Here is a 22,098-nt window from a genome sequence, read left to right on the forward strand (position 1 = left end):
AATTTCAACATGGTAACTGATCGCCGGTTCGTTTCATTTGTCGATGTATTTTGAAATTTAATTCCATTCGTGCACCTCTACCATCGCTGTCACGGGTCCAGACAGGACATTTACGGAGCGCGATATGTGTGGAATTGTCGGGGCGGTCGCCCAGCGGGACATCCTGCCGAACCTCGTCGAAGGGCTGAAGCGGCTCGAATACCGCGGCTACGACTCGTGCGGCGTCGTGGTCTATCGCGACCGCGCGCTGGCACGCGCGCGCAGCGTCGACCGCGTCGCCAACCTGCAGCGCGAGATCGCCGCGCAGGCGCTGTCGGGCTACACCGGCATCGCGCATACGCGCTGGGCGACCCACGGCGCGCCCGTCACGCTCAACGCGCATCCGCACTTCTCGCCCAGTGACGACAACGCGCGCATCGCGCTGTCGCACAACGGCATCATCGAGAACTGCGATCAACTGCGCGCGGAGCTGCAGGCGCATGGCTACGTGTTCGCGAGCCAGACCGACAGCGAGGCAATCGCGCATCTGATCGACCATCTGTACGACGGCGACCTGTTCGACGCGGTGCGCCGCGCCGTCGCGCGATTGCGCGGCAGCTACGCGATCGCGGTGATGTGCCGCGACGAGCCGCACCGGATCGTCGGTGCGCGCGACGGGATGCCGCTCGTCGTCGGTGTCGGCGAGGGAGAGAATTTTCTCGCGTCGGACGCGATCGCGTTGTCGGGCATCACCGATCGCATCGCTTACCTCGAGAACGGTGATGTCGCTGATATCCAGCTGCATCGCTACTGGATCGTCGATGCGGCCGGCCAGCGCGTCGAGCGTGCGGTGCAGCGGGTCGCCGCGCATAGCGGTGCGGCTGATCTCGGCTCGTATCGCTACTACATGCAGAAGGAAATCTTCGAGCAGCCGCAGGCGGTGGCCGATACGCTGCTCGATGTCGCGTCGATCATGCCGGAGCTGTTCGGCGACGGTGCGTGGCGCGTGTTCAACGAGGTCGATTCGGTGTTGTTGCTCGCGTGCGGCGGCAGTTATCACGCGGCGCTGACCGCGAAGTACTGGATCGAGAGCATCGCGAAACTGCCGGCGAGCGTGGAAATCGCGAGCGAGTATCGCTATCGCGACAGCGTGGCGAATCCGCGTACGCTCGTCGTTGCGGTGTCGCAGAGCGGAGAGACGGCTGACGTGCTCGGAGCGGTGCATGTCGCGAAGCAGCGCGGGATGGTGCATACGCTCGCGATCTGCAACGTCGCGACGAGTGCGCTGATGCGCGAATGCGCGCTGCAGTTCGTCACGCGTGCAGGGATCGAGATCGGGGTGGCTTCGACGAAGGCTTTTACGACGCAGCTCGTGGCGTTGTTCTTGCTGACGTTGTCACTGGCGCAGGTGCGCGGACGGTTGAGTGACGACGAGGAGAAAGAGCATCTGCGCGCGCTGCGGCATCTGCCGGACGCGATGTCGAAGGTGCTCGCGCTCGAGCCACAGATCATGGGCTGGTCGGAGCTGCTCGCGCGACGCGACAACATGCTGTTTCTCGGACGCGGAATGCATTATCCGATCGCGCTCGAAGGGGCGCTGAAGATGAAGGAGATTTCTTATATCCATGCGGAGGCTTATCCCGCCGGGGAGTTGAAGCATGGGCCGCTGGCGTTGGTCAGTCATGAAATGCCAGTGATTGCGGTGGCGCCGAATGATGCGCTTCTGGAAAAGCTCCGGTCGAACATGCACGAGGTCAGTGCGCGGAATGGCAGGCTTTTCGTGTTCGCGGATGTGGACTGTGGGTTGGTGCCGAGTGAAGGGATCGAGGTGATTCGGCTTAACGAGTACTACGGGCCGCTTTCGCCGATTTTGCATACGGTGCCGATGCAGTTGCTGGCTTATCACGCGGCGTTGGCAAGGGGGACGGATATTGATAAGCCGAGGAATCTGGCTAAGTCGGTTACGGTGGAGTGATGATGCCCGCGCGGCATTTTCCTTGTGTTCGCTAAAAATGAGAGCGTCCCGTAGCCTCTCGTAGAAGCGTTCTAGGAAGGGGTCAATATTCCCCTAGGCGCTTGCTGGGTGGGGCGCAGCGCGCTTTTACTGTGCCACGTGTATTTCATGAAAAATACGTGCTCGTGCCCCCCTGTTTTTGGCGCAATCATAGGGATTGAGCCCCACGGAACGCTTCTTCCACCCAGGTATAGTAACGCTGCAGCCGCATGCCGCTGGACGTGACTTGCAGTGCGTCTTGGGACTCGGCGGCCAACCGAACCAGTCATTTGCCTGAATACGGTTATTCTCTGAAGCCCCCCCCTTTCTCAGCGCACCGTGTCTGCGCCCTTCGCGTGGGATATCTTTGAGCAGATTGGTGTATCGGAGGAGTTCGGGACACGATATGCCGAACATCTGACGATTAAACGGCTCATGTTCAAGGGCGAGAAGCGCGCCACTGAGCTGAGAGATGGCCCTTTCATCTTCGAGTGGTCCAGCCTTGAGACCGGCCTCTGGCTCATTCTCAGCGATGGCGTAAAACCGCTCAGACAAATCACCTCGTTGGCGAGCAGCGATAGCATAGCGGCCGCCATTGCTATTTCGAGGATGGCAGATGACGTACTTCGGGGTCGAATCGACACATCGATATCCACCGGCACCGCGCCTGAAACGGCGCGTCTGCGTTTTCGCCTACCGGATTGTCCAAGGATTCGCGGAAGTGACACCCTGAGAGTATCGTGGTGTAACGGTCTCGAACCCGATGTGCAATCCGACTCATCGGAAGCGACTGGTAGCACCCCACATGTTCAATGGAGGCGACGATGAGCAAGGGAACAGGCAGCAGCCAAGGTGGCGCGCGCAGCAACTCGGGCGGCGCATCGAAGGGCTCGTCGAGCGGGGCCAAATCGGCCGGGGGCGGCGGCCGGTCAGGCAGTGGCTCTTCCGGCGGTAACTGGCCAAGTACGACAGGGAATCCGTCAGGCGGTGGGCGCGGCAACGCGGCACCTCGCGGGAGTCGATAACCCACCGTTCGCTGAAGCAGCAACCTCAGCAACATTGACGGCGGCTACCGGATCTATCGCGAACTGGAACTGAACCTGCGGATCAAGCCGCGCAAACGACTGGTCAGGCAAGTACCGGAGCCGCTGGCTATGCCGTGCACCGTCCCAAGTCTGGTCGATGGACTTCATGCATGACCAACTGGCCGACGGACGCAGCGGATTCAACCGGTCGATGCAACACACTAGACGCTACGTAAGCAGTGGAGGTGTTGCAAATGAAACAGCGTCGCAGGATCTACTACACCGAGACTCAAAAGGCACTGATGTGGAAGCAAGTGTCCATAGTCGCCAATTCGTCTTGATTCACTACGCCCCCCGGACACCAATTCGGCTCACATGAGACACGGTGAGCAATATCACTTATTTTTATTAAGCCTAGGCGTGCAGTTAGGCGAATGCAACCCGCATGGATCTTGAAATCGGCGACGGCGTATAGATGAAATCGTTACCGAATACCGACGCCGCATCAGCGACGCGGATGTTACAAAAGATTTAATACGCAGACTTCAAAGACACGCAGAGTTGTTCGTGCTTCACGCAGGTAGCCGCGCTTCAAACAGTCAGGTGTCTTGGACCCTGTAAGGGGAGCGGCGTCTGAATTAAAAATTTCCATGCTTTAGTGGTGCTGCTGACCGATTTTTTAGCCAACGATTTCTTTAAAAGAACACTATCTTCGTACGAAGGTCGCCCGCCAGTAGCCGGATTAGACAATGATAAGTTTATTTCAAATTTGTTACGGGTTGCAATTCGCCAATCTCTGTTCTACGCTTTCTTTGCCAACAAAATGTAGCTTGTTACTCACCTCATCGTGAGCGTTAGTGGTGTCCGGGGAAGGTGCAGTAGTGAACCAAGACGAACCCGCGACAATGGACACTTGCTTACGACACGCATACCCCCTCATCCGTCAGTAGCTCCCAGGCGCACCCATGCGGTGCCCGCACGCGTTTATCTCTTCGCTTTCTAATGCGCGGGGGGAGCTTACGTGTGTCGACGCTCGCCTGCGTTAAGCCCCAGGTGGAGCGATGACGGCAGTTTAGAGGTCACGCAAACGATTCACGCGTGACGCCGCTTTCGTTTTGAAAACATTCAGCCCACATCGGGCGCCGGTCCCGACGATTGACCTTGGAGCCTCCTTGAAGGAGTGGTTCATGAACAAGAAAAGGCATCTTCTGTTCAGTTTCCTATGTGTGTTCGCAACCATCGGCGCGCCGCTCACCGCACGGGCCGACTTCGACGCGGCGCTGTTCGGCATGTCCGGGATGGTGGCGGGTGAGACGGCACGGCTGAGCGTCACCAACATCTCGGCACCAGTGACGCCCCCCTCGGGCCCGTGCGCCGCGCAACCGAGTTTTAACGATGCAGCTGGCAACACCGTGTTCAATGCCGACGGGCTGCCCGTCATCTCACTGGTGACGGTGGCTCCCGGCGCGTCGGCGTCGTTGATGCTACCGGCACCGAGCAGCGCCACAGGCTTGGCAAACCGCTTCGCGTATCGGGCGGTGGTGCGGCAAGTGACGACGCAGACCACTTCGCGTCGTGGCTGGTTCCTCGCGGCGAGCCACGACGTGTTCAACGCAACGACCGGCGTCACGCGGGTCAGCTACCCGACCGACCCGTTCCAGCTTCAGTAGCGGAGCCGACTTTCTCGCAAAGGCCATCAACGACTACTCGTCGTTGGCAGCTTATTCATACGGAGGTTAGCCATGAAAATAACCGTCGTGGCCCACTCGCGTGCGCCCCTGCTTGTAGCGACGGTCGTCGGCGCGATGATGCTTGGCGCGTATCCAGCCCAAGCCCAGCAGAAGAGCCCGATTTCCTATCAGGTTTCCGCCGGGAATAGCAAGTACACGGACAAGCACGAAATTGATGTCGGCGATGTGCCGGGCCACCGCATGCGGGTGTTCCAGCTGCATCGAACCTTTCCCAAAGACACGGCAGCGTTTTCCGGGGTGCCGGTCAAGGAGCAGACGACAACCGGCGAAGCGGAACTGCCGGATGGTCCCGTCGTCGCATACGTGGTGTACACGCTCGCCAATGGAGACAAGATTTTTGGGCGGTACGAGGGGACTGGACAATACGCGGGCGACCGACTGACCGTCGTGGGAAATACCATCCTTACCGGCGGCACCGGAAAATTCAAAACACTTCGCGGTCTGTTGCACAACTCGACCATTGTGCAGCCCTCGAAGGACATCAACGAGACGAAAGCCGAAGGCACGTACTGGATGCAGGAGTGACGCGATGAAGCGCTTAACTTTGACTCGTGCAAGGGCTGTTGTGGCGGTTGTAGCCACCGCCGGGATGGTGGGTGCGTCCGGCGGATGGGCGCAGGCCCCGCAGAAGAACACGATTTCCTTTTCGGTGCCGGCCGCCAATACCAAATACACGCAACAACACGCCCTCGACGTTGGCGACATGCCCGGCCACCAGATTCGTATCTTCGAAAACCATCGAACCTTCCCCAACGACCCACCTGCATTTGCCGGCGTCCGGGTCAGGGACTTCGTCACGCGTGCGGCAACCGACCTGGTTGACAATGACGGCCGGGTGTCAGGCTACGTGGTGTTTATCCTTGCCAATGGCGACAACGTATTTGGCCGGTTGGAAGGGACGACTCGCGCGTCGGTGGGACAGTCGGGCGGGCGGCGCACCGCGATGGTCAATATCGTGCTGACTGGCGGCACCGGGAAGTTCCAAGGCATTCGGGGTACGTTGCAGCAGTCCTCGGTCGCTGAACCTTCAAAAGGCTACAACGAGAGCAAGTTCGAGGGTGTGTACTGGATGGAATAGGCAGAACAGTCGACGACAACCAACAGGCCGCGCGGAAGATGCTCATAGTCGACAAGGCATTGGGATCCCGGATCCTGAAGGCCTCGGTGAAAGCCACTTGCTCGATGCGCAACACGCACTGCCTCTGAGGAGGCCATTATGAAATCGCTTTTCCCGACGCGCGACGACCTTACCACGCCCCCTGCGCGTTTCTTGAAAGCAGCCGACTCCTCGCGGGCAACCATGCGCTTTCTTCGGGCGAGGAATAACTCATCAATGTTTCCCTTCTGCTCATTGGGAGCACGCCATGAAGGATTGGCTCTCATTTTTTAAGAGAGCATCTCAAGCAACAGCATTCGTCATATGGGTCGCAACGGTATTGACCGCATGCGGCGGTGTCAACGCAGGTCCCGACGGAGCAGTTGTCAACGATTCGGCTTCGTCTACGCCTGCAAACGGAGGATAGGACACTTTACGTAGCGAACTTGCCTTTGTATTGCCTTGTTGCCCACCCGAAGTGGCTAACACCAAATGGAGGTATCAAATGTTTGCATGCTCTGGTGTTTCTTCACGCAGTGGTTCCTTGCGAACAACATTTCGTTTAACGTATCGTTCGGCATCGCGCGCGATCTTGCTGTCAGCGGTGGTATTCAGTGCGTTTTCGGTAGGCCCCTCGGCGCGAGCGCAGTCACTGTTCATCGGCGACGCGGGGGACAATTCCGTCAAGCAGTTCGATGCAAGCGGAGCCTATGTTGACTCATTTGTTGCCCCTGCGGCTGCCGGGCTGGACGGGCCCAGGGGGATGATTTTTACGGATGGGCAACTCGTGGTCGTCAACCAGAATTTGAACGCCACCGCATCCGGCGAGATTCTGCGCTTTGACGACAGAGGCACATTTGTTGGCAAGCTTGTCGCCTCGAGCGACCGACACGCACCTTTTGCGCCGCGCGGCATCGTGCGCGGAGGGCCAGGTAATCAATATTACGTGGCGGATATCGTCGGGGGGAACGGGTGCGCGGCCGGCAATGTGAAAGAATATAACAGTAATGGCGCGTTTGTCGGCAGTCTCACGCCGGACCCTAAGGTGTTCACCGATGTGTTTCATCCGCGCGGCGTTGTATTTGGCCCTGACGGTCTCTTGTACGTCTCGGCATCGGGTTGCCTCGACACCCCGACCGACCCGCTCTTCAACCCGGTGACCGGCTACATCCTGCGTTTCAATGCCACCAATGGCAAATTCGTTGACGTGTTCGCCTCAAATGCCACCGTTCCGGACCTCCATCGTCCTGAGGGTCTGGTCTTCGACAACGCAGGCCACTTGTGGGTCGCGAGCTTCCGTGCGAACCCGAACGATAGCGATAGAATCCTCGAGCTCGATAGCAAGACGGGAACCCGCATCTCGGAAATTCCGTTATCGACGCCGCCCGGAGCCAGAGCCTTTGCACAGGCAATTGTTCTCGGGCCGCACAACACGCTGTATATCCCCATCACTGGCGGCGACTCTACGACGACTGGTCAGGTGTGGCGTTGCAGTACGACGGCAACGACAACGCCGGTGCCGTGCGACATCATCGTCAAGTCCAACTCCGCCGGCGGCCCGCTGCAGCAGCCGTGGTATCCGATCTTCAGAAACAGTGACCCAGCAACCCTTAAATACAACGAAGACTGACTTTTCCTGGTGCGTTGCGCGTGGCAACCGGATATCAAGGTAACGGCCGAGATTTTCCAGCGCTTGGCAAAAGCTTGAGGTGCTGCACGCAACGCTGTCCGAAGGCGAGGCGAATGTCTTAGCGTTTCCATTAGGGGCATTTGCACTTAAATGCATCTAATCCTGCGACTTAAGATCGCCCGTTTTCGAGGAGAAAATCCGACCATCGCCTCGTAAAAGAAAAACCCTACTTCGACAACCGCAGCTTCTTCGACAGCACGACACCGCTCGACGGACTTACCAGCGAGATGGCATGAATATCCATGTGCAAAGTAGAGATTCGGGTCGTAATGTCCGTCGGCTCGTCAATGCTCGGATCGACATGCTCGTTTTGTTCGGTCAGGTAAGGCCGAACCAGGCGCCCGGAAAAAACGAGTGCGAAGTCGCCATGCGTTTGGGCGTACACGGCGGGCGAAACCCGCATGCGGCTACGAACCGTGGTCTTTTTGCCTTGCCCGGGTTCGAGTTCGATGATGTCGACCTGCTGGATGTACCCCTTCGCCTTCGCTTCGGGGGCGATCACGAGCCCTCGCCCTCGTGGCCCCGTGATGACCTTTCTGAGCAGGATGCCCGTCCGGTCGTCGCGCTCTGCGTCGAACAGGTCGACGTCCAGCGTCAACAGGTGCCGCTGTGATCGGTACCTCAGCCCGTACCGCACCGGCACCACGAACGTCACGTCACGATCCAGATCGACGGCCGCCAGGTCGGGATTCGGCACATGCCGGTCGGCCGCGTTCGAGACCAGGCCGCGAACCCGGTCGCTCAAGGACGGCGGGACGATGCTGAAGTGCTGCTTCTTCAGGACATCCCGAATGGCAACCGGGTCGTCGCCGGCAATCGGTCGTGCGGGTGACGTGTCGTGAGTGACAGCGGGCGCGACGCGCGTCGTGCCGTCGGCAGCCTCCGCCTCTGCATGCGTCGCGACTGGCGCCAGCATCATCGTCAGGGCGACGACGCGCACGAAGTTCGAACGAGCCAACTTGGATTTCCGGTGAAACACGACGAACTCCTGATTTGCTTGCAGATCGGTCAACGACAAGCACTATAGGGCGGAATGATCGGCAACGCACCCGCTGTTTGAAATTCACCGATGGCCGGCGCGCCCCATCGTAGGTTCGTGGTCCGCCCGGCAGCAGGTCAACGGGCAGACTAACCCGCAACCTCAGCCCTGCCGATCCTCCCGCCGGTACTCCGCCGGCGCCTTCCCCACCAGCTTGCGAAAATCGCGCGTGAAATGCGCCTGATCGAAATACCCGAGCGCCTGAGCCAGTTCCGCGAGATCGACCGGCTCGCCGCCGGCGAGCTTGTCGGCAGCCTCATGCAGGCGGTAGCGACAAATCACCCACTTCGGCGTCACCCCCACATAGTCGGAAAAGAGCTGCTGCAGCGTGCGCTCGCTCAACCCCGCACGTTCGGCCAGATCACGCACCTGCGTGAGCCCGATGTCCTGCTGCAGCATCTGCAAGATGACATGAATGCGCTCGACCTGCGGATCGGCCGGCGGCCGCACCCGCAACAGCAGCGCCTCCGCCGCCGCCACCATCCCGGCGTCATCCGCGGCACCGAGCACCGCGTCTTCGGCTTCAGAATCGCCACAGTCGAGCAGCGTAGACACCGGCAGCACCTTGTCCGTCGACAAATGCACCGGCTTGCCGAAGAACGCGCGAAACGCCCCCGGCCGGAACCGCAAACCGATCACCCGCCCCGCCCCAGCCAACGTCGTCTCGAACGCGCCCGACACCACACCGAAGATCCCCGTCTGCCGCCGATCGAACACCAGATTCACGCACGGATACGGCAGCGTGCGCTGCACATATGGCGGCTGGTCGCGCAGATCCCATTCGACGATCCAGTGGTGATCCAGCACCCCGGCCAGTTCGGCACACGGGTGATAGCGATTCAGGCGGAAGCGCTGATTGATGGCTTTCGGGCCGACGACGCCTTTGGGCGTGTCGGTCACGTTACGCAAATCGGCCATAGGACAAACCGTTGAGGTGACTGCGTAATGATGCACCGCCGCAGCGGATTTTTCCAAGACGGCGCCCCGCGACCGTCCTACATTGGCATACCTGTCCCGCACGCACTCCGGAGCCCGCGATGCCGCAAGACCGTCACCTGACCCTGTACCACTCTCCGCGCAGCCGATCGGCCGGCGCGCGGATGCTGCTCGAGGAACTGAGCGCCGACTATGAACTGCACGCGTTCGATCTCTCCGCCGGGAAACACCATGAACCCGACTACCTCGCCATCAACCCGATGGGCAAGGTTCCCGCACTGCGCCACGGCGACGTGATCGTCACCGAGCAGGCTGCCGTCTACATGTACGCGGCGGAACTGTATCCGGAGGCCGGCCTGTCGCCGGCGCCGGGCGATTCGCTGCGTGGACCGTATCTGCGCTGGATGACGTTCTATGGTTCGTGCCTGGAGCCGGCCATCGTCGACCGCTCGATGAATCGCCCGCCCGCCGCCTATTCCACATCGCCCTACGGCGACTTCGATGCCGTCATCAGCGCGATCGATGCACAACTGGCGAAGGGGCCCTACCTGCTGGGCGAGCGCTTTACGGCGGTCGATGTGCTGTGGGGCTCGGCGCTGAACTGGACCACGATGTTCAAGCTGGTACCCGAGACGCCGCGCATTCGCGCCTATATCGACCGCGTGCTTGCTCGCCCGGCCATCCAGCGCGCGCAGGCGGCAGATGCGGCGCTGGCGGCGGAACAGGACAAGGCCAAAGCGGCAGCCGCAGCTGCCAGGTAGTCCGGTGCAGGGCGGACCTCGACGCAAGTTCCGCCCGCCTCCCGGTCAAAACATCGTATGCACCCCGACCCGCGCCACCGCCTGGCTCGCTGAACTCGACGCCCCATTCGGATCGAGCACACCGTTGATCTGCGCGTTCGCGCCGCTGTTCGCACGTTGATAATCCGCGGACACATAAACCATCGTCCGCTTCGTCAACAGGTATTGCAGCGCGACGCTGACCTGATGCGCATGGTTGTCGTTCACGGCCTCGTTGCCCTTCATGTACATGTACTTCGCGCCGAGAAAGACGTCCGGCCTGATCCGCCACACGCCACCGGCTTCGGCCATCCACACGGCGGCGTCGTTGAACGAATTGCGCACGGTAGTCAGCAACGCCTTCGCAGTCACCGCACCGAAGTCATAGTGCATCCCGACGCCCCAGTTGCGCACACTGGTCGACGGCGTACCGGGCGCCGGACCGTACTTCTCGTTCGTATAGGCCGCGCCGATCCCGAACGCGCCGACGTCATAGTTCAACCCGGCACTCACGGTATTGTCCGCGCCGACGGAACCGGCCACGCCGCCGAACGCATACATCACACCGCCGGAAAACCCCGCGATCGTCGGCGAACTGTATTTGACCGAATTCGCAACCGGCTTGCTGCCTGCCGTGCGATCCCAGTCGAACGCGCCGGTCGGATTACCCGGAAGCGCAAGCCGCTGAAACGGACCATTCCGGAACCCGTACAGCCCCGAGAGATCCATCGAAATCGCATTCCCCTTCGCAAACAGGGAATCCACCATGAAGTCGTATTGATTCCCCAGCCTGACGCTGCCGAACCGGTCGCTCTCGATGCCCACGTATGCATTGCGCCCGAAGATTCCGGTCCCGATGATGGCGCCGTTCGCCATCGAGAACTGGTTCACGAGCGCGAACGTCGCGTGATATCCGCCGCCGAGGTCTTCCGTGCCGCGGAAGCCGAACAGGTTCGGGGTGAAGATGCCGTCGTCGAACTTGACGTTCTTCCCTCCGCCCTCGTTGCTGACATACGAGATACCGCTGTCGATCAGACCGAACATGGTCACGCTGCTCTGTGCGTACGCACCCTGCGCGATGGCAAGCATCGCGACAACTCCAAACCTGAGTTTCATTGTGTCTCCGTCTTTTTTCCGTCAATGCGAACCGGGCGCCCACTGTCTCGCAGGTACTCGCCCTATGCTGCGTAAAACAACAACTTCCCCAGCCCGGCTTCGTTTTTATCCGGGTTTGAAAAACGATAACTTAATTAGTTTTACTGATTGAATGGAACGGATTAAACGCCGCTCATTCTCGATTGCATCCAACCTGAAGCGATTACCGCATGACCCGAATACCCGTGGTCAACCGCACCGTCCGGATCAAGCACCTCGACAAATCACCCAATCCGCCGAATCCACCTCGACCGCGACGGCTTCCAGTCCGGCACCCGAACACGGCCCGTCGATACACACACCATCGTCGAACCGGAACAGCGCGCTGTGATGCGCACACATCAGCACCTGGGACCGATAGCAGGACACATTGCCCGGCACGAAATCGAGCGGAACCGAGAAATGCGGGCAACGATTGACATACGCCCACACCTGCTCGCCACGCCGCACGACGATGACGGGCCGTCCGATACACGCTTCATCGACGACCCATGCCCCGCCGTCGGGCACATCCGAGAAGCGACAGAGTTGCGTGGCACCCATGACTCACACTCTCCGCTCGGGGTTGCCGAGGCTCCAGTCCCACGGACGAACTTCCACCCGTGAGAACAATCCTTCCTTCACATACGGATCGTTTCCGACGAACTGCATCACGGCATCGATATCGTCGGCCTCGATGACGAGCAGGGTGCCGTTCATCGCATCGCCCTGCGGGTCGAGCGTCGGCCCGCCGAGCCGCACATACACGCCGTGCTGCGCGGCGGAACGCAGGTAGTTCCGATGAGTCGACCGCACGCGGTCGCGCACGTCGCGCATCCCGGGCTGGTCCGTAGCAAACACCGCGAAAAATTGAGGCATGTCGATCAACTCCGGTCGAGCACGAAGTCATACGTCGCTTCGCGATACGGGCCGCTCAGTCCGACCCGACGCGCGAGTTCGTCATCTGCCGCGCGCGGGCGATAGGCGACCATCAGCGACGGCTTCACGCCGAAGACGGCATCCGATTTCAGATACGCGTCCTCCTCGTCGAACAGATGCGTGACGAGCTTGCGGTAGCCCGGCGCGTCGATCATGAAGTGCAGATGCGCGGGCCGCCACGGATGGCGGCCGGTAGCATCGAGCATCGTCCCGACCGGGCCGTCGGTCGGAATCGGATAGCTGACCGGCAGAATCGTCGTGATCGCATAGCGGCCTTCGGCATCGGTCCGGTAGCGGCCGCGCAGATTGCCATGCGGCTGTTCCTGGTCCTGCCCGGAATACATGCCGTTGTCCGCGGTCTGCCACACGTCGAGCACGGCGCCCTGCACCGGCGCGCCGTCGGTGGTGAGCACGCGACCATGCACGACGACCGGCGTGCCGGGCGTGAACGCCATGTTCTCGCCATACGCGCGGTCGGGCATGCCCTCGATGTAGAACGGGCCGAATACGGTCGTTTCCGTCGCGCCGGTGGCGAAGCGATGATTGATCGCATCGACCAGCATCGACACGCCCAGCGTGTCCGACAACAGGATGAATTCCTGCCGCACCACGTTGTCGCACATCTGCCCGGTTTCGGTCAGGAAGCGAATCGCCGCCATCCACTCGGCCTCGGTCAGCTCCGTTTCACGGACAAACGCATGCAGATGCCGCACGAGGCTCTGCATCAGCACGCGCAAGCGCGGATCCGGCGTACCGTCGAAGCTGGCAACGACCTGCTCGGTCAGCCGGGCGTCACCGTCATGATGAACATTCGTCACGTTCGTCTCCTTTGATGCATTCGGCCGCTCAATGCGGCTCGCGCCCTTCCCACGCATGCTGCAACAGTTCACGAATGGCCGTGCGCTCGATCGGGCGCGGATTCGCGTAAGGGTTCCGGCATGCGAGGTCGGCGGCCTCGTCGAGGCCCGCTTCCGGCATCCCGATGTCGGCGAGCGCCACCGACAAGCCGAGCTGCTGATTCAACCGGAACAACAACGGGCCGGCATCGGCCGCGTCGGTACCACCCAGCGCCCGCGCAACCCGTCGCAGCGCGTCGGGCGCCGCGGCATGGTTGTAGTGTGCGGTATGCGGCAACATCGCGGCGTGCGTCTGCGCGTGCGGCAGGTTGAAGGTGCCGCCCAGGGTATGACAGAGCTTGTGGTGCAACGCCATGCCGACCGCGCCCAGACAAGTGCCGGCGAGCCATGCGCCATACAGCGCGCGGCTGCGCATCTCGCGATCGTCTGGCGTGCGGACGATGGCGGGCAGCGCCTCGCCGAGCGCACGAATCGATTCTTCCGCCATCAGGCTGATCACCGGGTTCGCATCTTCCGCATAGAGCGCTTCGACGGCGTGCGCCATCGCATTGACGCCGGAAGCCGCCGAAATCCCCGGCGGCAGCGACAGCGTCAGGGACGGGTCATAGAGCACCGTGCGCGGCAGCACGCGAGCATCGCGCCCGGTGCGCTTCAGCCGGCCTTCCGTGAGGCCGAAAATCGGCGTCATCTCCGAGCCTGCGTAAGTGGTCGGCACGGCGAGGATCGGCAGCGACGACTCGAGCGCAATCGCCTTGCCGAGCCCGATCGTCGAGCCGCCGCCGATCGCGACGCAGCAGTCCGCGCCCAGCTCGGCGGCCATCTCGCGTGCGGCACGTGCAACCTCGATCGGCACGTGCATCACGGCCTGCGCGCACACGCCGGCCGCACGCTCGCCGAGCACGCTTCTGACGCGTTCGGCGAGCGACTGCTGCTCGGGCGTCGACAGAATCAGCGCCCGCTGCGCGCCGAGCGTGGACAGCTCGTCCGGCAAGCGTTCGAGCGCCCCCCATTCGAACACCACGCGGGAAGGGGTTCCCTGATAGACGAAGCGCTCCATTGCGGCCTCAGCGCTTGAAATGCGGCGGCACCTTGCCGTCGACGTTGACCCACACCGAGCGCGCTTCCGTGTAGTCGTGCATCGCCTCGAAACCCATCTCGCGGCCGTAGCCTGACTTCCCGATGCCGCCGAACGGGCTGCCCGGATTGACGCGCTTGTAGCAGTTGATCCAGCACATGCCTGCGTCGATTTTAGACGCCATCCTGTGCGCGCGGGACAGGTCGTTGGTCCAAAGGCCGCTGCCGAGCCCGTATTCGGTCGCGTTGGCGATCGCCAGCGCTTCCTCGTCGCTGCCGAAGCGCAGCACGGTGACGAACGGCCCGAACACTTCCTCCTGCGCAACCCGGTCGGCCGCGCTCTTCGCTTCGATGATGGTCGGGCGCACGTAGTAGCCGTTGGCCAGCGCCGGCTCCTGCGGCGCGCTGCCGCCCGCGAGCACGCGGCCACCCTGCTCGCGCGCGACGTCGACGAACGACAGCACGCGATCGAGGTGCTGCTTCGACGTCAGCGGGCCCATCTCGGTGTCCGGGTCCAGCGGATTGCCGACGCGAATCGACGAAGCCAGCGACACGAAGCGCTCGAGGAACTCATCCGCGATGCGTTCGTGCAGCACGAGACGCGAACCCGCGATGCACGCCTGCCCCTGGTTGTGAAAGATCGCCCATGCGGCACCGTTGATGGCCGCATCGAGGTTCGCATCGTCGAAGACGATGTTCGCGCCCTTGCCGCCCAGTTCCAGCTGCACGCGCTTCAGGTTGCCCTGCGAGGCCTCGACGATCCGGCGGCCCGTCGCCGTCGAACCGGTGAACGCAATTTTGCCGACGCCGGGGTGTTCGGCGAGCCGCTGGCCGGCCGTATGCCCGTAACCGGGGACGATATTGACGACGCCCGCCGGGAACCCGACCTCGGCCATCAGCTCGACGATGCGCAACGTCGACAGCGGCGTGATTTCCGACGGCTTGAGCACGACCGTGTTGCCCGCGGCCAGCGCCGGGCCCATCTTCCAGCTCGTGAACATCAGCGGGAAATTCCACGGCACGATCTGGCCGACGACGCCGATCGGCGCGCGCTGCACATAGTTCAGGAAGCCGGTTTCGACGGGAATCACCGAGCCCTGCAGCTTGTCGGCCATGCCGCCGAAGTAGCGGAAGCAGCCTGCCGTGCGCGGCACGTCGAGCGCACGCGAATCGCGGATCGGGTGACCGGTGTCCAGCGATTCGAGCTGCGCGAGTTCCTCCGCGTTGGCCTCGATGGCATCGGCGAGGCGCAGCAGCAGCCGGCCGCGCTCGGCCGCCGGCATGGCCGACCATGTCGGGAACGCGCGGGCGGCGGCTTCGACGGCGAGATCCACATCCGCCGCGGTGGCGGCGGCAATTTTGGTGATCAGGGAGCCGTCGTGCGGATTGAGCACGTCGATCGTGCCGCGGTCGACGGCGTCAACGAAGCGCCCGTCGATGAAGAGTTGGGTTTGCATGAATCGTCCTCGAATTTTTGCGGAAGCGCTGCTTAGAACGCGATCGGATACGGCGCAAGCTCGCCGCTCTCGTATCGTTGCGGAAGGTTCGGCGTCGCGTTTTCCCAGACCAGCAGCATCGAACGCTTCGTCGAGTAGCCCTGATGCCGGATGTCGGCGGGCATCGCGCAAATGTCGCCGGCCCGCATCGTGATGCGCGCGCGCGGCGCACCGGTGTTCTTGTCGCCGATGTCCCACACGATTTCGTCGGACAGCTGCAGGAACCATTCGACGCGGTCGTTGCCGTGAAACACCGGCAGGATGAATTCCTCGGTGGTCGGGCAGAACAGGCTGCGCCCGCACACGGAGGTGACGGACGGATTCCACGTGACGTCCGAGCGGGACAGGTACTTGAACAGGTTGAACGCGTGCAGTTCGCCTTCGAAGCCCGGCTTCACATGCACTTCCGGCTCGTCCTGGCCGACGTCGAGGAACGCGCGGTTGACCGGCAGCTCGTCGCGCAGCGGCGAGTCGCCTTCGAGGCCCGGCATGCGGCGCGTCGCGATGCGCGTGCGTTCGATCGCCGAGCCGTTCTCGCCGTGCTTGCGGCCGAACGCCGTGCCGGTTTCCTCGGGCGCCGCGAACGGATCGAATCCTTCGTTGGTCCAGTCATGCAGCATCGCCTTGAAGGTCGCCATGATGAGCGGCGTTTCAAAGGTCTCGGTGTAGTCGACGCCGGCTTCCTTCAGGATGCCGTTGAAGGTGCCCGCATACATGTCGACCTTGCCGTAGTGATTGCGCGTGCCGAACACGTGATCGAAATTCACCCAGCCGTAGAAGAAGCCCCACGCCACGTCGCGCATCATCGCGCGCAGGAAGGCGTCCGCGGGCATCGCATGCGTGCGCGTCTGGCCTTTTGCCGGCCAGCTGATTTTCACGAAGTACTCGTCGCGCTGGAACGCGAACTCGCCGAGCTGGAAGCGGCGGTAACCGGTGACGGCATCGGCTTCCGTGGCTTGCACCAGATCGGCGGCAAAGCCTGCGGAAAGATCGAGGGTCTCGAGGGTGGCCATAACGTGTCTCCTGGAATATTCGAATGGGGGCGGTCGGATGGATCAGTGCAGGCAGATGTCGGCCCACTTCTCGACGGACAGTTCGCCGAGCACGGTCTGCACGAGCGCGACGCCCGGCTTGCTGGCGGCGAAGCGATACGCGCAGCCGGCCGGCAACAGCGCCTGGTGCCCCTTGCGCAGGACGACGTAACCCATCTCGCGGCCCGCCGGCTCCAGGCCGGCGCTCACGGTGCCGCGACCGGTGGTCGGCGGGTTGTCGAGCTTGATGAATTCGATGCGGACTTCGCCGTCCATCTGGATCGCGAACTCGTCGTGTGCGCACGCGAACCACGGCGACTGGCCGTCGGTCCGCAGCACTTCGATCACGTATTCGAGGTTCTTGCCGGCGACGACTTTTTCGTAGGGGGCCGACTTCGCTGCCACCTCGAAAACGTTCGAGAAGGCGTAGTGCTGCGCGCTGCCGCTGGTGATTTCGATCTCGCCCTTCGTGTAGCCGTCGAGCGAGCCAAAGACGGTGTGGAATGCCGTGTCGGTCATTGCTGTCTCCTGAGTTGAACCGCTTGTTGGATTCAACTTTAGGGGCACGGGGGCCCCTCAACAAGGCAACGGACCGCGACTACGGCATTTGCGTTTCGCGAATAATCGCCCCGCTCAACGGACCCAGCCGCGCTCCAGCAGCGGAAGGTCCCACGGCGACTCTTCACCGATGTATTCGACGAGGAATTCGACCAGGGCCTTTACTTTCAACGCCTGTCGCTGCGTTGCGGGATACACCGCTGCAAAGCTCAGCGGCGCAAGCTGGAACTCGGTCAGGATCGGCACCAGCCGGCCCGCGACGAGCGCTTCGCTCGCGACCAGCGTGGGCAGGCACACGACGCCGCCGCCGGTCAGCGCGTACTCGCGCAGCAGGTGCACGGAGTTCGAGCGGATCATGCCCGGCAGCTCCATTTCGACGACTTCGTCGCCGCGCGTCATGGTCCAGCGGTTACGCGACGGATAGCCCGAATACAACGCCGTGGTGTGCTGCAGCAATTCGCGTGGATGTTGTGGCGCACCATGCGCGTCGAGGTACGCGGGCGACGCGCAGAAGAGGCGCCGCACCACGAACAGTCGCCGCTCGATCAGCGACTCGGAAATCGGCGGGAAGATCTGGAACGCGATGTCGAACCCTTCTTCGACAGGGTCCACGACACGGTCATTGACGATGATGTCGAGCTGGATGCCCGGATAGCGGCGATTGAATTCGGCGAGCGGCACGCCGAAGTGATCGAGCGCGAAACCGGGCAGCATCTGGATCCGCAGCCGCCCGGTCGGTGTCGCGCGCAGCTCGCGCATCTGGTCGGTCAGCTCGTTGACCCGCCCGACCACTTCGGCGCACTCGCGGTAGAACGTCTCGCCGACTTCCGACAAGCGCACGTGGCGCGTGCTGCGATGGAACAAGGGCGCGTTGACGAACTTCTCCAGTTGCTGGATGCGGTTCGTCACGACCGAACTGGTCACGCCAAGCTGCCGCGCGGCTTCCGCGAAACTGCTCGCCTCGGCGACTCTGACGAATGCCTCGATGCTCAGAAACCGGTCCATACCGCGCCCATCCTGAATGCGAAACTGGCAGTCTAACCGCACCTGCCGGTCGGTTGGGTCACGCCGAAAGCGTCACACTGTCACCTGACAGGTGTCAATCTCACCGGCCGCCGGGCGCGGGTACGACCGGGCGGCACGTTACTGCTGCTTGCCCGCCGTGAGCTCCGGCTGCATGCCCACCCGGCGCTGCAGCACGGCCGGTGCGGTTTCCCGCAGCAGCATGCTGACCACGATGCCCAGCATGACCGCACCCATCGGCAGCCACAGGATGTTCTGGATCCCGAAGTGCGCGGCGACATAGCCGCCCATCGCCGGCGCGATGCCGCCGCCGAAGATCTCGCCGACGCCGACCACCACGCCGATCGAGGTCGACACGAGGCCGACGGGTGCGGCTTCGGTCGCCACCGGGCCCGACAGCAGCGACACCAGGCCGAGCGTGAAGAACGACGCGACGAACAGGACAACGAACAGTGCGATCGGCTGCGGGCCGAGGCCGCGGAAAATGTAGAGCATTACCGCCGTGCCGACGAAGCCCACGATACTCGCGATGCGGCGCCCCACCAGGTCGGACAGGCCTGGCAAGCCGAACTGCCCGAGAAAGCCGCCGAAGCCGATTGCCGACACCACCAGGCCCATCTTCTGCGTGCCGAGCGCCAGGTAATCCGTCAGGTACAGCGGCAGCAGCGCGCCGAGCACGAATACGCCGGTCATCGCGCAGCACAGCGCGGCCATCGCGACGAGGATGTTGCGGCTCTTGAGCACATGGCCGAGCGAAGCCGGCGCGTGTTCCGACACGACCTCCTGCGTGCGCTTCGGTTCGCGAATCACGAAGAACATGATCGCGCCGAGGATCAGCCCGGGAATCGCCACGAGCGCAAACACCCAGCGCCACGACACGAAGCTGAGCAGCTGGGTCGCGATGATCGGCGACAGCGCCAGCCCGAACAGCGCGAAGCCGCTTTGCTGCAGCCCGAGGTTCAGGCCGCGCCGCCGCGGATGCGACGCGTCGGCGGTCGCTGCGAAGCTCGTCGGGCAGAACGAGCCCTCCGCGACGCCCATCAGCCCGCGGATCGCGATCAGGCCGAGCAGGCCGCCCGCGAGCCCCGAGAAGCCCGACAGCAGCGAAAACGCGACGATGGCCGGGATCAGCACCTTGCGGCGGCCGACCTTGTCGGAGATGCCGCCCATCAGCGCCGCGAAGATGCCCCACGACAGGCCGAGCACGCCGATGCAGTTGCCGACGTCCTGCGCGGTCAGGTGCAAGTCCTTCATGATCGAAGGGAACAGCGGTGCGATGAGCCAGCGGTCGAGGCCGACCAGCCCGAAGCCGAGCGCCAGCAGCGTCACCGCCTTCCACTCATAGGAGGTATCCCACTCGTTTGCTTTCATTTCCGTCTCCGTGGATTGGTCCGCCTGCACGCGCCGGAGCGTCCGTGCATGCGCCAGATCCGATGTCTTTGTGTGCGACGCGACCTGAGTCGCGAGGAAGTGGCGGCCGCCTTTGCGGTTGCAGGCGTCGAATTCAATCAGCCGACGCCCGAAAGATAGGTGCGCGGCTGCGGATCGGGTATGGAACAACCGGCGAACGCGCCATTCGCGAAACGCAAATAATCGGGCGTGAAAGGCGGGAAGTGTCGATGGAGAAGCGCTGCGCTAGCGGGTGCAGCGTCGAAGTGGCACTCATTCGCGGGTGACGGGGGAATCCCTCATAGACATCATGGGCGCGGGTGCAGGGCGCCATTTGCGCGCTTCATGCAGATGACTCGGCAACGTCAGCGGTACTCAATGCGGGCCAACTGATGCGCATTGCCGCATCGCAGCGACCCACCGCCTCGTCGTACTGCCCGACGTTGGCGAGCGGCAACGCATCTGCCCCTTGTTTCTCTTTCGAACGCATCACGCCTCCCGTGCCGATTCGCGAATAGCGTTCTGTCCCCAACCGTTTATTTATCGCGAATCCAGCCGGAAAAGAACCACTCACGGAGCAGCAGGCGGCGAGTGACAAAATCGGAGACAAGCCAATGTGCCTAAGGCTGGGGCTAGCACGAGCGCGATCCCATTCACGTCTTTTCCGAAAATGCAATGTGCAGCCATTCGTTTCGATATAAGACAGATCCCATTCCGAACCATCCTCATTTAATTAAATTTGGCGAAATTCCCGCCACTACACCCCTATGGCCCGCCAGATCATGCCCACGATGACCACCACCGCCCTTCGATACAATATCTTTCAAAAACAAAAATATCATCGAGAAAGCAAAATACTGTTTCCAACATCACACCATACCATCTCGATATAAAAATTCATTTATTGAGACGGATGGACTTGATATTCTCCACCCCGCATTTTCAAGTCGATTCGCTTAATTGCAACGAGATTCCATTTCGAACAAGTCCGAATTCATAACAACAACAATGAGATTATGGCGATGTCAATAGCACAAACATTCCGGGAATTTGTGTCTAGCGTGATTGACGGGAACATGCGGCCAGTCGATCTCCATTTCGGCCAGGCGCAACGCGCGGTCGGTCACCTGCTGGCACTCCATCACGCCGATATCCGCGAAGGGCTGATGACGGGAATCGACGGGATACTGACCTGCGTGTCCACGCACGACCATCTGTCGCCTGCGCTGTTTCTCGGCTTGCCCGTGTCGGTCCGGCTGACGACCGATCGCGGCGGCACGCGAGCAATCAATGCAATCGTGCGCGAAGTGCAGACCGGTCAATCCGACGGCGAGCTGACCGTCTATCAATTGCGCGTGTGCGACGCCCTGTCGTTGATGGACGGCCGCACGAACTCCCGCGTGTTCCGATCGCGCCGCGTGACCGAAATTCTGGTGACGCTGATGAACGAGTGGAAGATGCGCAGCTATGCACTCGCGCGCGCATTCGATTTCGACGTGTCCGCATTGCAGGCCGATCGCTATCCGATACGCGAGCTCACGCGGCAGGTCAACGAGTCCGACGCTTGCTTCATCCGGCGTCTGCTGCGTCGGGAAGGCATCACGGTCTTCGCGAAGGCCGAGCCGGTCGGAGCCGTGCGCAGCATGACCGACGAGCGGCCGATTCACACCCTCACATTTTGCGATGACCCGCATCGGCTGAGAGCGGCACCGACCAGTACGCTGCGTCTTCATCGACCAGATCGCGCAGCAACACGTGCAGGTCGCCAGCGGCGAGCGCATCAATCTGCATGCCGGCCGCGGCGTCGCGATGTTCGCGCACAGCGACGGCGTGTCCGCGATCGCGAACCAGGGGAAGGTCACGATTCAATCGCAGAACGACGATACGCAAGTCGAATCGGCGAAGAACATTCAATTGACCGCGGCGGGCGGAAGGCTGGTCGGCACGGCGAGTGATGAAGTCGTGCTCGTTACGTCCGGCGGTGCATATCTCAAGCTGCGCGGCGGTGATATCGAGTTGGGATGCCCCGGCACCTTCACGGTGAAGTCGGCGGGTCATGCATGGGATGGGCCCGCAAGCATGAGCGCGGACATGCCGGCGTTTGGTCAGGACACGCTTGATCGCGTGCCTAAGCTGGTTCGCGCTTCGGACGGCATTGCAGCGCCGGGATTCGACGGACAGATTCACAAGACATCCGGTGCGCTGTCGGACTTGACGGCGGACGCGGCGGGCGAACTCCCGGCGGTCGATACCGACCAGTTCGAGAGGCTGGCGGTGCAGTTCATCAAGAAGAATGTCTAAGGCACGTG

19 protein-coding genes and 2 pseudogenes are annotated in these 22,098 nt (G+C 62.1%); 9 read left to right on the forward strand and 12 right to left on the reverse strand.

Translation table 11 applies throughout. The annotated features are described in order from the left end of the window. Positions 1 to 124: 124 nt before the first annotated feature. The 6 genes and pseudogenes from glmS to PI86_RS07625 all read left to right on the forward strand — a co-directional run bounded on the left by glmS (position 125) and on the right by PI86_RS07625 (position 7,474). The gene (gene glmS, locus PI86_RS07605; protein ID WP_039320507.1) at positions 125 to 1,954 is read left to right on the forward strand and encodes a glutamine--fructose-6-phosphate transaminase (isomerizing); all 1,830 of its coding nucleotides are present in this window, start codon (positions 125 to 127) and stop codon (positions 1,952 to 1,954) included. A 1,088-nt stretch (positions 1,955 to 3,042) separates the two neighbouring features. Beyond that, a pseudogene (locus tag PI86_RS16955) lies at positions 3,043 to 3,193 on the forward strand (IS3 family transposase); the annotation flags it as partial. 991 nt (positions 3,194 to 4,184) lie between these two features. Then, positions 4,185 to 4,667, forward strand: a complete 483-nt coding sequence (locus tag PI86_RS07610) for a hypothetical protein (RefSeq protein ID WP_039320509.1) — start codon at positions 4,185 to 4,187, stop codon at positions 4,665 to 4,667. Between the two features lie 72 nt (positions 4,668 to 4,739). Then, positions 4,740 to 5,273, forward strand: a complete 534-nt coding sequence (locus PI86_RS07615) for a hypothetical protein (RefSeq protein ID WP_039320510.1) — start codon at positions 4,740 to 4,742, stop codon at positions 5,271 to 5,273. 4 nt (positions 5,274 to 5,277) lie between these two features. Continuing rightward, complete coding sequence (locus PI86_RS07620; protein ID WP_039320514.1) at positions 5,278 to 5,826, forward strand: hypothetical protein; 549 nt, start codon at positions 5,278 to 5,280, stop codon at positions 5,824 to 5,826. 523 nt (positions 5,827 to 6,349) lie between these two features. Beyond that, the gene (locus PI86_RS07625; protein ID WP_039320516.1) at positions 6,350 to 7,474 is read left to right on the forward strand and encodes a hypothetical protein; all 1,125 of its coding nucleotides are present in this window, start codon (positions 6,350 to 6,352) and stop codon (positions 7,472 to 7,474) included. A gap of 226 nt (positions 7,475 to 7,700) precedes the next feature. Here the strand turns inward: PI86_RS07625 and PI86_RS07630 are convergent, their stop codons facing one another. Further along, positions 7,701 to 8,513, reverse strand: coding sequence for a hypothetical protein (locus PI86_RS07630; RefSeq protein ID WP_039320739.1), 813 nt, complete (start codon positions 8,511 to 8,513; stop codon positions 7,701 to 7,703). 162 nt (positions 8,514 to 8,675) lie between these two features. Continuing rightward, positions 8,676 to 9,491: an AraC family transcriptional regulator gene (locus PI86_RS07635; protein WP_039320518.1), complete on the reverse strand. Its 816-nt coding sequence runs from the start codon at positions 9,489 to 9,491 to the stop codon at positions 8,676 to 8,678. 119 nt (positions 9,492 to 9,610) lie between these two features. Between PI86_RS07635 and PI86_RS07640 the strand changes: the two genes are divergently transcribed. After that, positions 9,611 to 10,270: a glutathione S-transferase family protein gene (locus PI86_RS07640; RefSeq protein ID WP_039320521.1), complete on the forward strand. Its 660-nt coding sequence runs from the start codon at positions 9,611 to 9,613 to the stop codon at positions 10,268 to 10,270. A gap of 45 nt (positions 10,271 to 10,315) precedes the next feature. On the opposite strand, the gene PI86_RS07645 is transcribed toward PI86_RS07640, so the two are convergent. The 10 genes from PI86_RS07645 to PI86_RS07690 form a co-directional block, all read right to left on the reverse strand. Continuing rightward, positions 10,316 to 11,404, reverse strand: a complete 1,089-nt coding sequence (locus tag PI86_RS07645; protein ID WP_039320524.1) for a porin — start codon at positions 11,402 to 11,404, stop codon at positions 10,316 to 10,318. A 246-nt stretch (positions 11,405 to 11,650) separates the two neighbouring features. Then, positions 11,651 to 11,986 carry a Rieske (2Fe-2S) protein gene (locus PI86_RS07650; protein ID WP_039320526.1) on the reverse strand — a complete coding sequence of 112 codons (336 nt, stop codon included), beginning with the start codon at positions 11,984 to 11,986 and terminating at the stop codon, positions 11,651 to 11,653. 3 nt (positions 11,987 to 11,989) lie between these two features. Then, complete coding sequence (locus tag PI86_RS07655; RefSeq protein WP_039320740.1) at positions 11,990 to 12,301, reverse strand: YciI family protein; 312 nt, start codon at positions 12,299 to 12,301, stop codon at positions 11,990 to 11,992. A gap of 5 nt (positions 12,302 to 12,306) precedes the next feature. Next, positions 12,307 to 13,179, reverse strand: coding sequence for an intradiol ring-cleavage dioxygenase (locus PI86_RS07660; protein ID WP_039320741.1), 873 nt, complete (start codon positions 13,177 to 13,179; stop codon positions 12,307 to 12,309). A gap of 28 nt (positions 13,180 to 13,207) precedes the next feature. Next, positions 13,208 to 14,275, reverse strand: coding sequence for a maleylacetate reductase (locus PI86_RS07665; RefSeq protein WP_039320528.1), 1,068 nt, complete (start codon positions 14,273 to 14,275; stop codon positions 13,208 to 13,210). Positions 14,276 to 14,282: 7 nt separating this feature from the next. Further along, positions 14,283 to 15,749: an aldehyde dehydrogenase family protein gene (locus PI86_RS07670; protein WP_039320530.1), complete on the reverse strand. Its 1,467-nt coding sequence runs from the start codon at positions 15,747 to 15,749 to the stop codon at positions 14,283 to 14,285. A gap of 32 nt (positions 15,750 to 15,781) precedes the next feature. Continuing rightward, on the reverse strand, positions 15,782 to 16,801 hold the full coding sequence (locus PI86_RS07675) for a hypothetical protein (protein ID WP_014900395.1): 1,020 nt from the start codon (positions 16,799 to 16,801) through the stop codon (positions 15,782 to 15,784). A 42-nt stretch (positions 16,802 to 16,843) separates the two neighbouring features. Continuing rightward, positions 16,844 to 17,338: a hypothetical protein gene (locus PI86_RS07680; RefSeq protein ID WP_039320532.1), complete on the reverse strand. Its 495-nt coding sequence runs from the start codon at positions 17,336 to 17,338 to the stop codon at positions 16,844 to 16,846. Positions 17,339 to 17,452: 114 nt separating this feature from the next. Further along, entirely contained in the window at positions 17,453 to 18,382 is a 930-nt protein-coding gene (locus PI86_RS07685) for a LysR family transcriptional regulator (RefSeq protein ID WP_039320544.1), read from the reverse strand. Positions 18,383 to 18,520: 138 nt separating this feature from the next. After that, entirely contained in the window at positions 18,521 to 19,771 is a 1,251-nt protein-coding gene (locus PI86_RS07690) for an MFS transporter (RefSeq protein ID WP_039320546.1), read from the reverse strand. A gap of 1,040 nt (positions 19,772 to 20,811) precedes the next feature. Between PI86_RS07690 and PI86_RS17685 the strand changes: the two are divergent. Further along, a pseudogene (locus PI86_RS17685) lies at positions 20,812 to 21,570 on the forward strand (contractile injection system protein, VgrG/Pvc8 family); the annotation flags it as partial. Further along, complete coding sequence (locus PI86_RS17690; RefSeq protein ID WP_039320550.1) at positions 21,545 to 22,090, forward strand: DUF2345 domain-containing protein; 546 nt, start codon at positions 21,545 to 21,547, stop codon at positions 22,088 to 22,090. The pseudogene PI86_RS17685 and the gene PI86_RS17690, both read left to right, overlap by 26 nt. Positions 22,091 to 22,098 lie beyond the last annotated feature (8 nt).

It is taken from the genome of Burkholderia sp. A9, from assembly GCF_000801975.1.

Coding starts and splice junctions, on each gene's coding strand:
- glmS (WP_039320507.1), top strand. CDS start 125: ATGTGTGGAATTGTCGGGGCGGTCGCCCAGCGGGACATCCTGCCGAAC.
- PI86_RS07610 (WP_039320509.1), top strand. CDS start 4,185: ATGAACAAGAAAAGGCATCTTCTGTTCAGTTTCCTATGTGTGTTCGCA.
- PI86_RS07615 (WP_039320510.1), top strand. CDS start 4,740: ATGAAAATAACCGTCGTGGCCCACTCGCGTGCGCCCCTGCTTGTAGCG.
- PI86_RS07620 (WP_039320514.1), top strand. CDS start 5,278: ATGAAGCGCTTAACTTTGACTCGTGCAAGGGCTGTTGTGGCGGTTGTA.
- PI86_RS07625 (WP_039320516.1), top strand. CDS start 6,350: ATGTTTGCATGCTCTGGTGTTTCTTCACGCAGTGGTTCCTTGCGAACA.
- PI86_RS07635 (WP_039320518.1), bottom strand. CDS start 9,491: ATGGCCGATTTGCGTAACGTGACCGACACGCCCAAAGGCGTCGTCGGC.
- PI86_RS07640 (WP_039320521.1), top strand. CDS start 9,611: ATGCCGCAAGACCGTCACCTGACCCTGTACCACTCTCCGCGCAGCCGA.
- PI86_RS07645 (WP_039320524.1), bottom strand. CDS start 11,404: ATGAAACTCAGGTTTGGAGTTGTCGCGATGCTTGCCATCGCGCAGGGT.
- PI86_RS07650 (WP_039320526.1), bottom strand. CDS start 11,986: ATGGGTGCCACGCAACTCTGTCGCTTCTCGGATGTGCCCGACGGCGGG.
- PI86_RS07655 (WP_039320740.1), bottom strand. CDS start 12,301: ATGCCTCAATTTTTCGCGGTGTTTGCTACGGACCAGCCCGGGATGCGC.
- PI86_RS07665 (WP_039320528.1), bottom strand. CDS start 14,275: ATGGAGCGCTTCGTCTATCAGGGAACCCCTTCCCGCGTGGTGTTCGAA.
- PI86_RS07670 (WP_039320530.1), bottom strand. CDS start 15,749: ATGCAAACCCAACTCTTCATCGACGGGCGCTTCGTTGACGCCGTCGAC.
- PI86_RS07675 (WP_014900395.1), bottom strand. CDS start 16,801: ATGGCCACCCTCGAGACCCTCGATCTTTCCGCAGGCTTTGCCGCCGAT.
- PI86_RS07680 (WP_039320532.1), bottom strand. CDS start 17,338: ATGACCGACACGGCATTCCACACCGTCTTTGGCTCGCTCGACGGCTAC.
- PI86_RS07685 (WP_039320544.1), bottom strand. CDS start 18,382: ATGGACCGGTTTCTGAGCATCGAGGCATTCGTCAGAGTCGCCGAGGCG.
- PI86_RS07690 (WP_039320546.1), bottom strand. CDS start 19,771: ATGAAAGCAAACGAGTGGGATACCTCCTATGAGTGGAAGGCGGTGACG.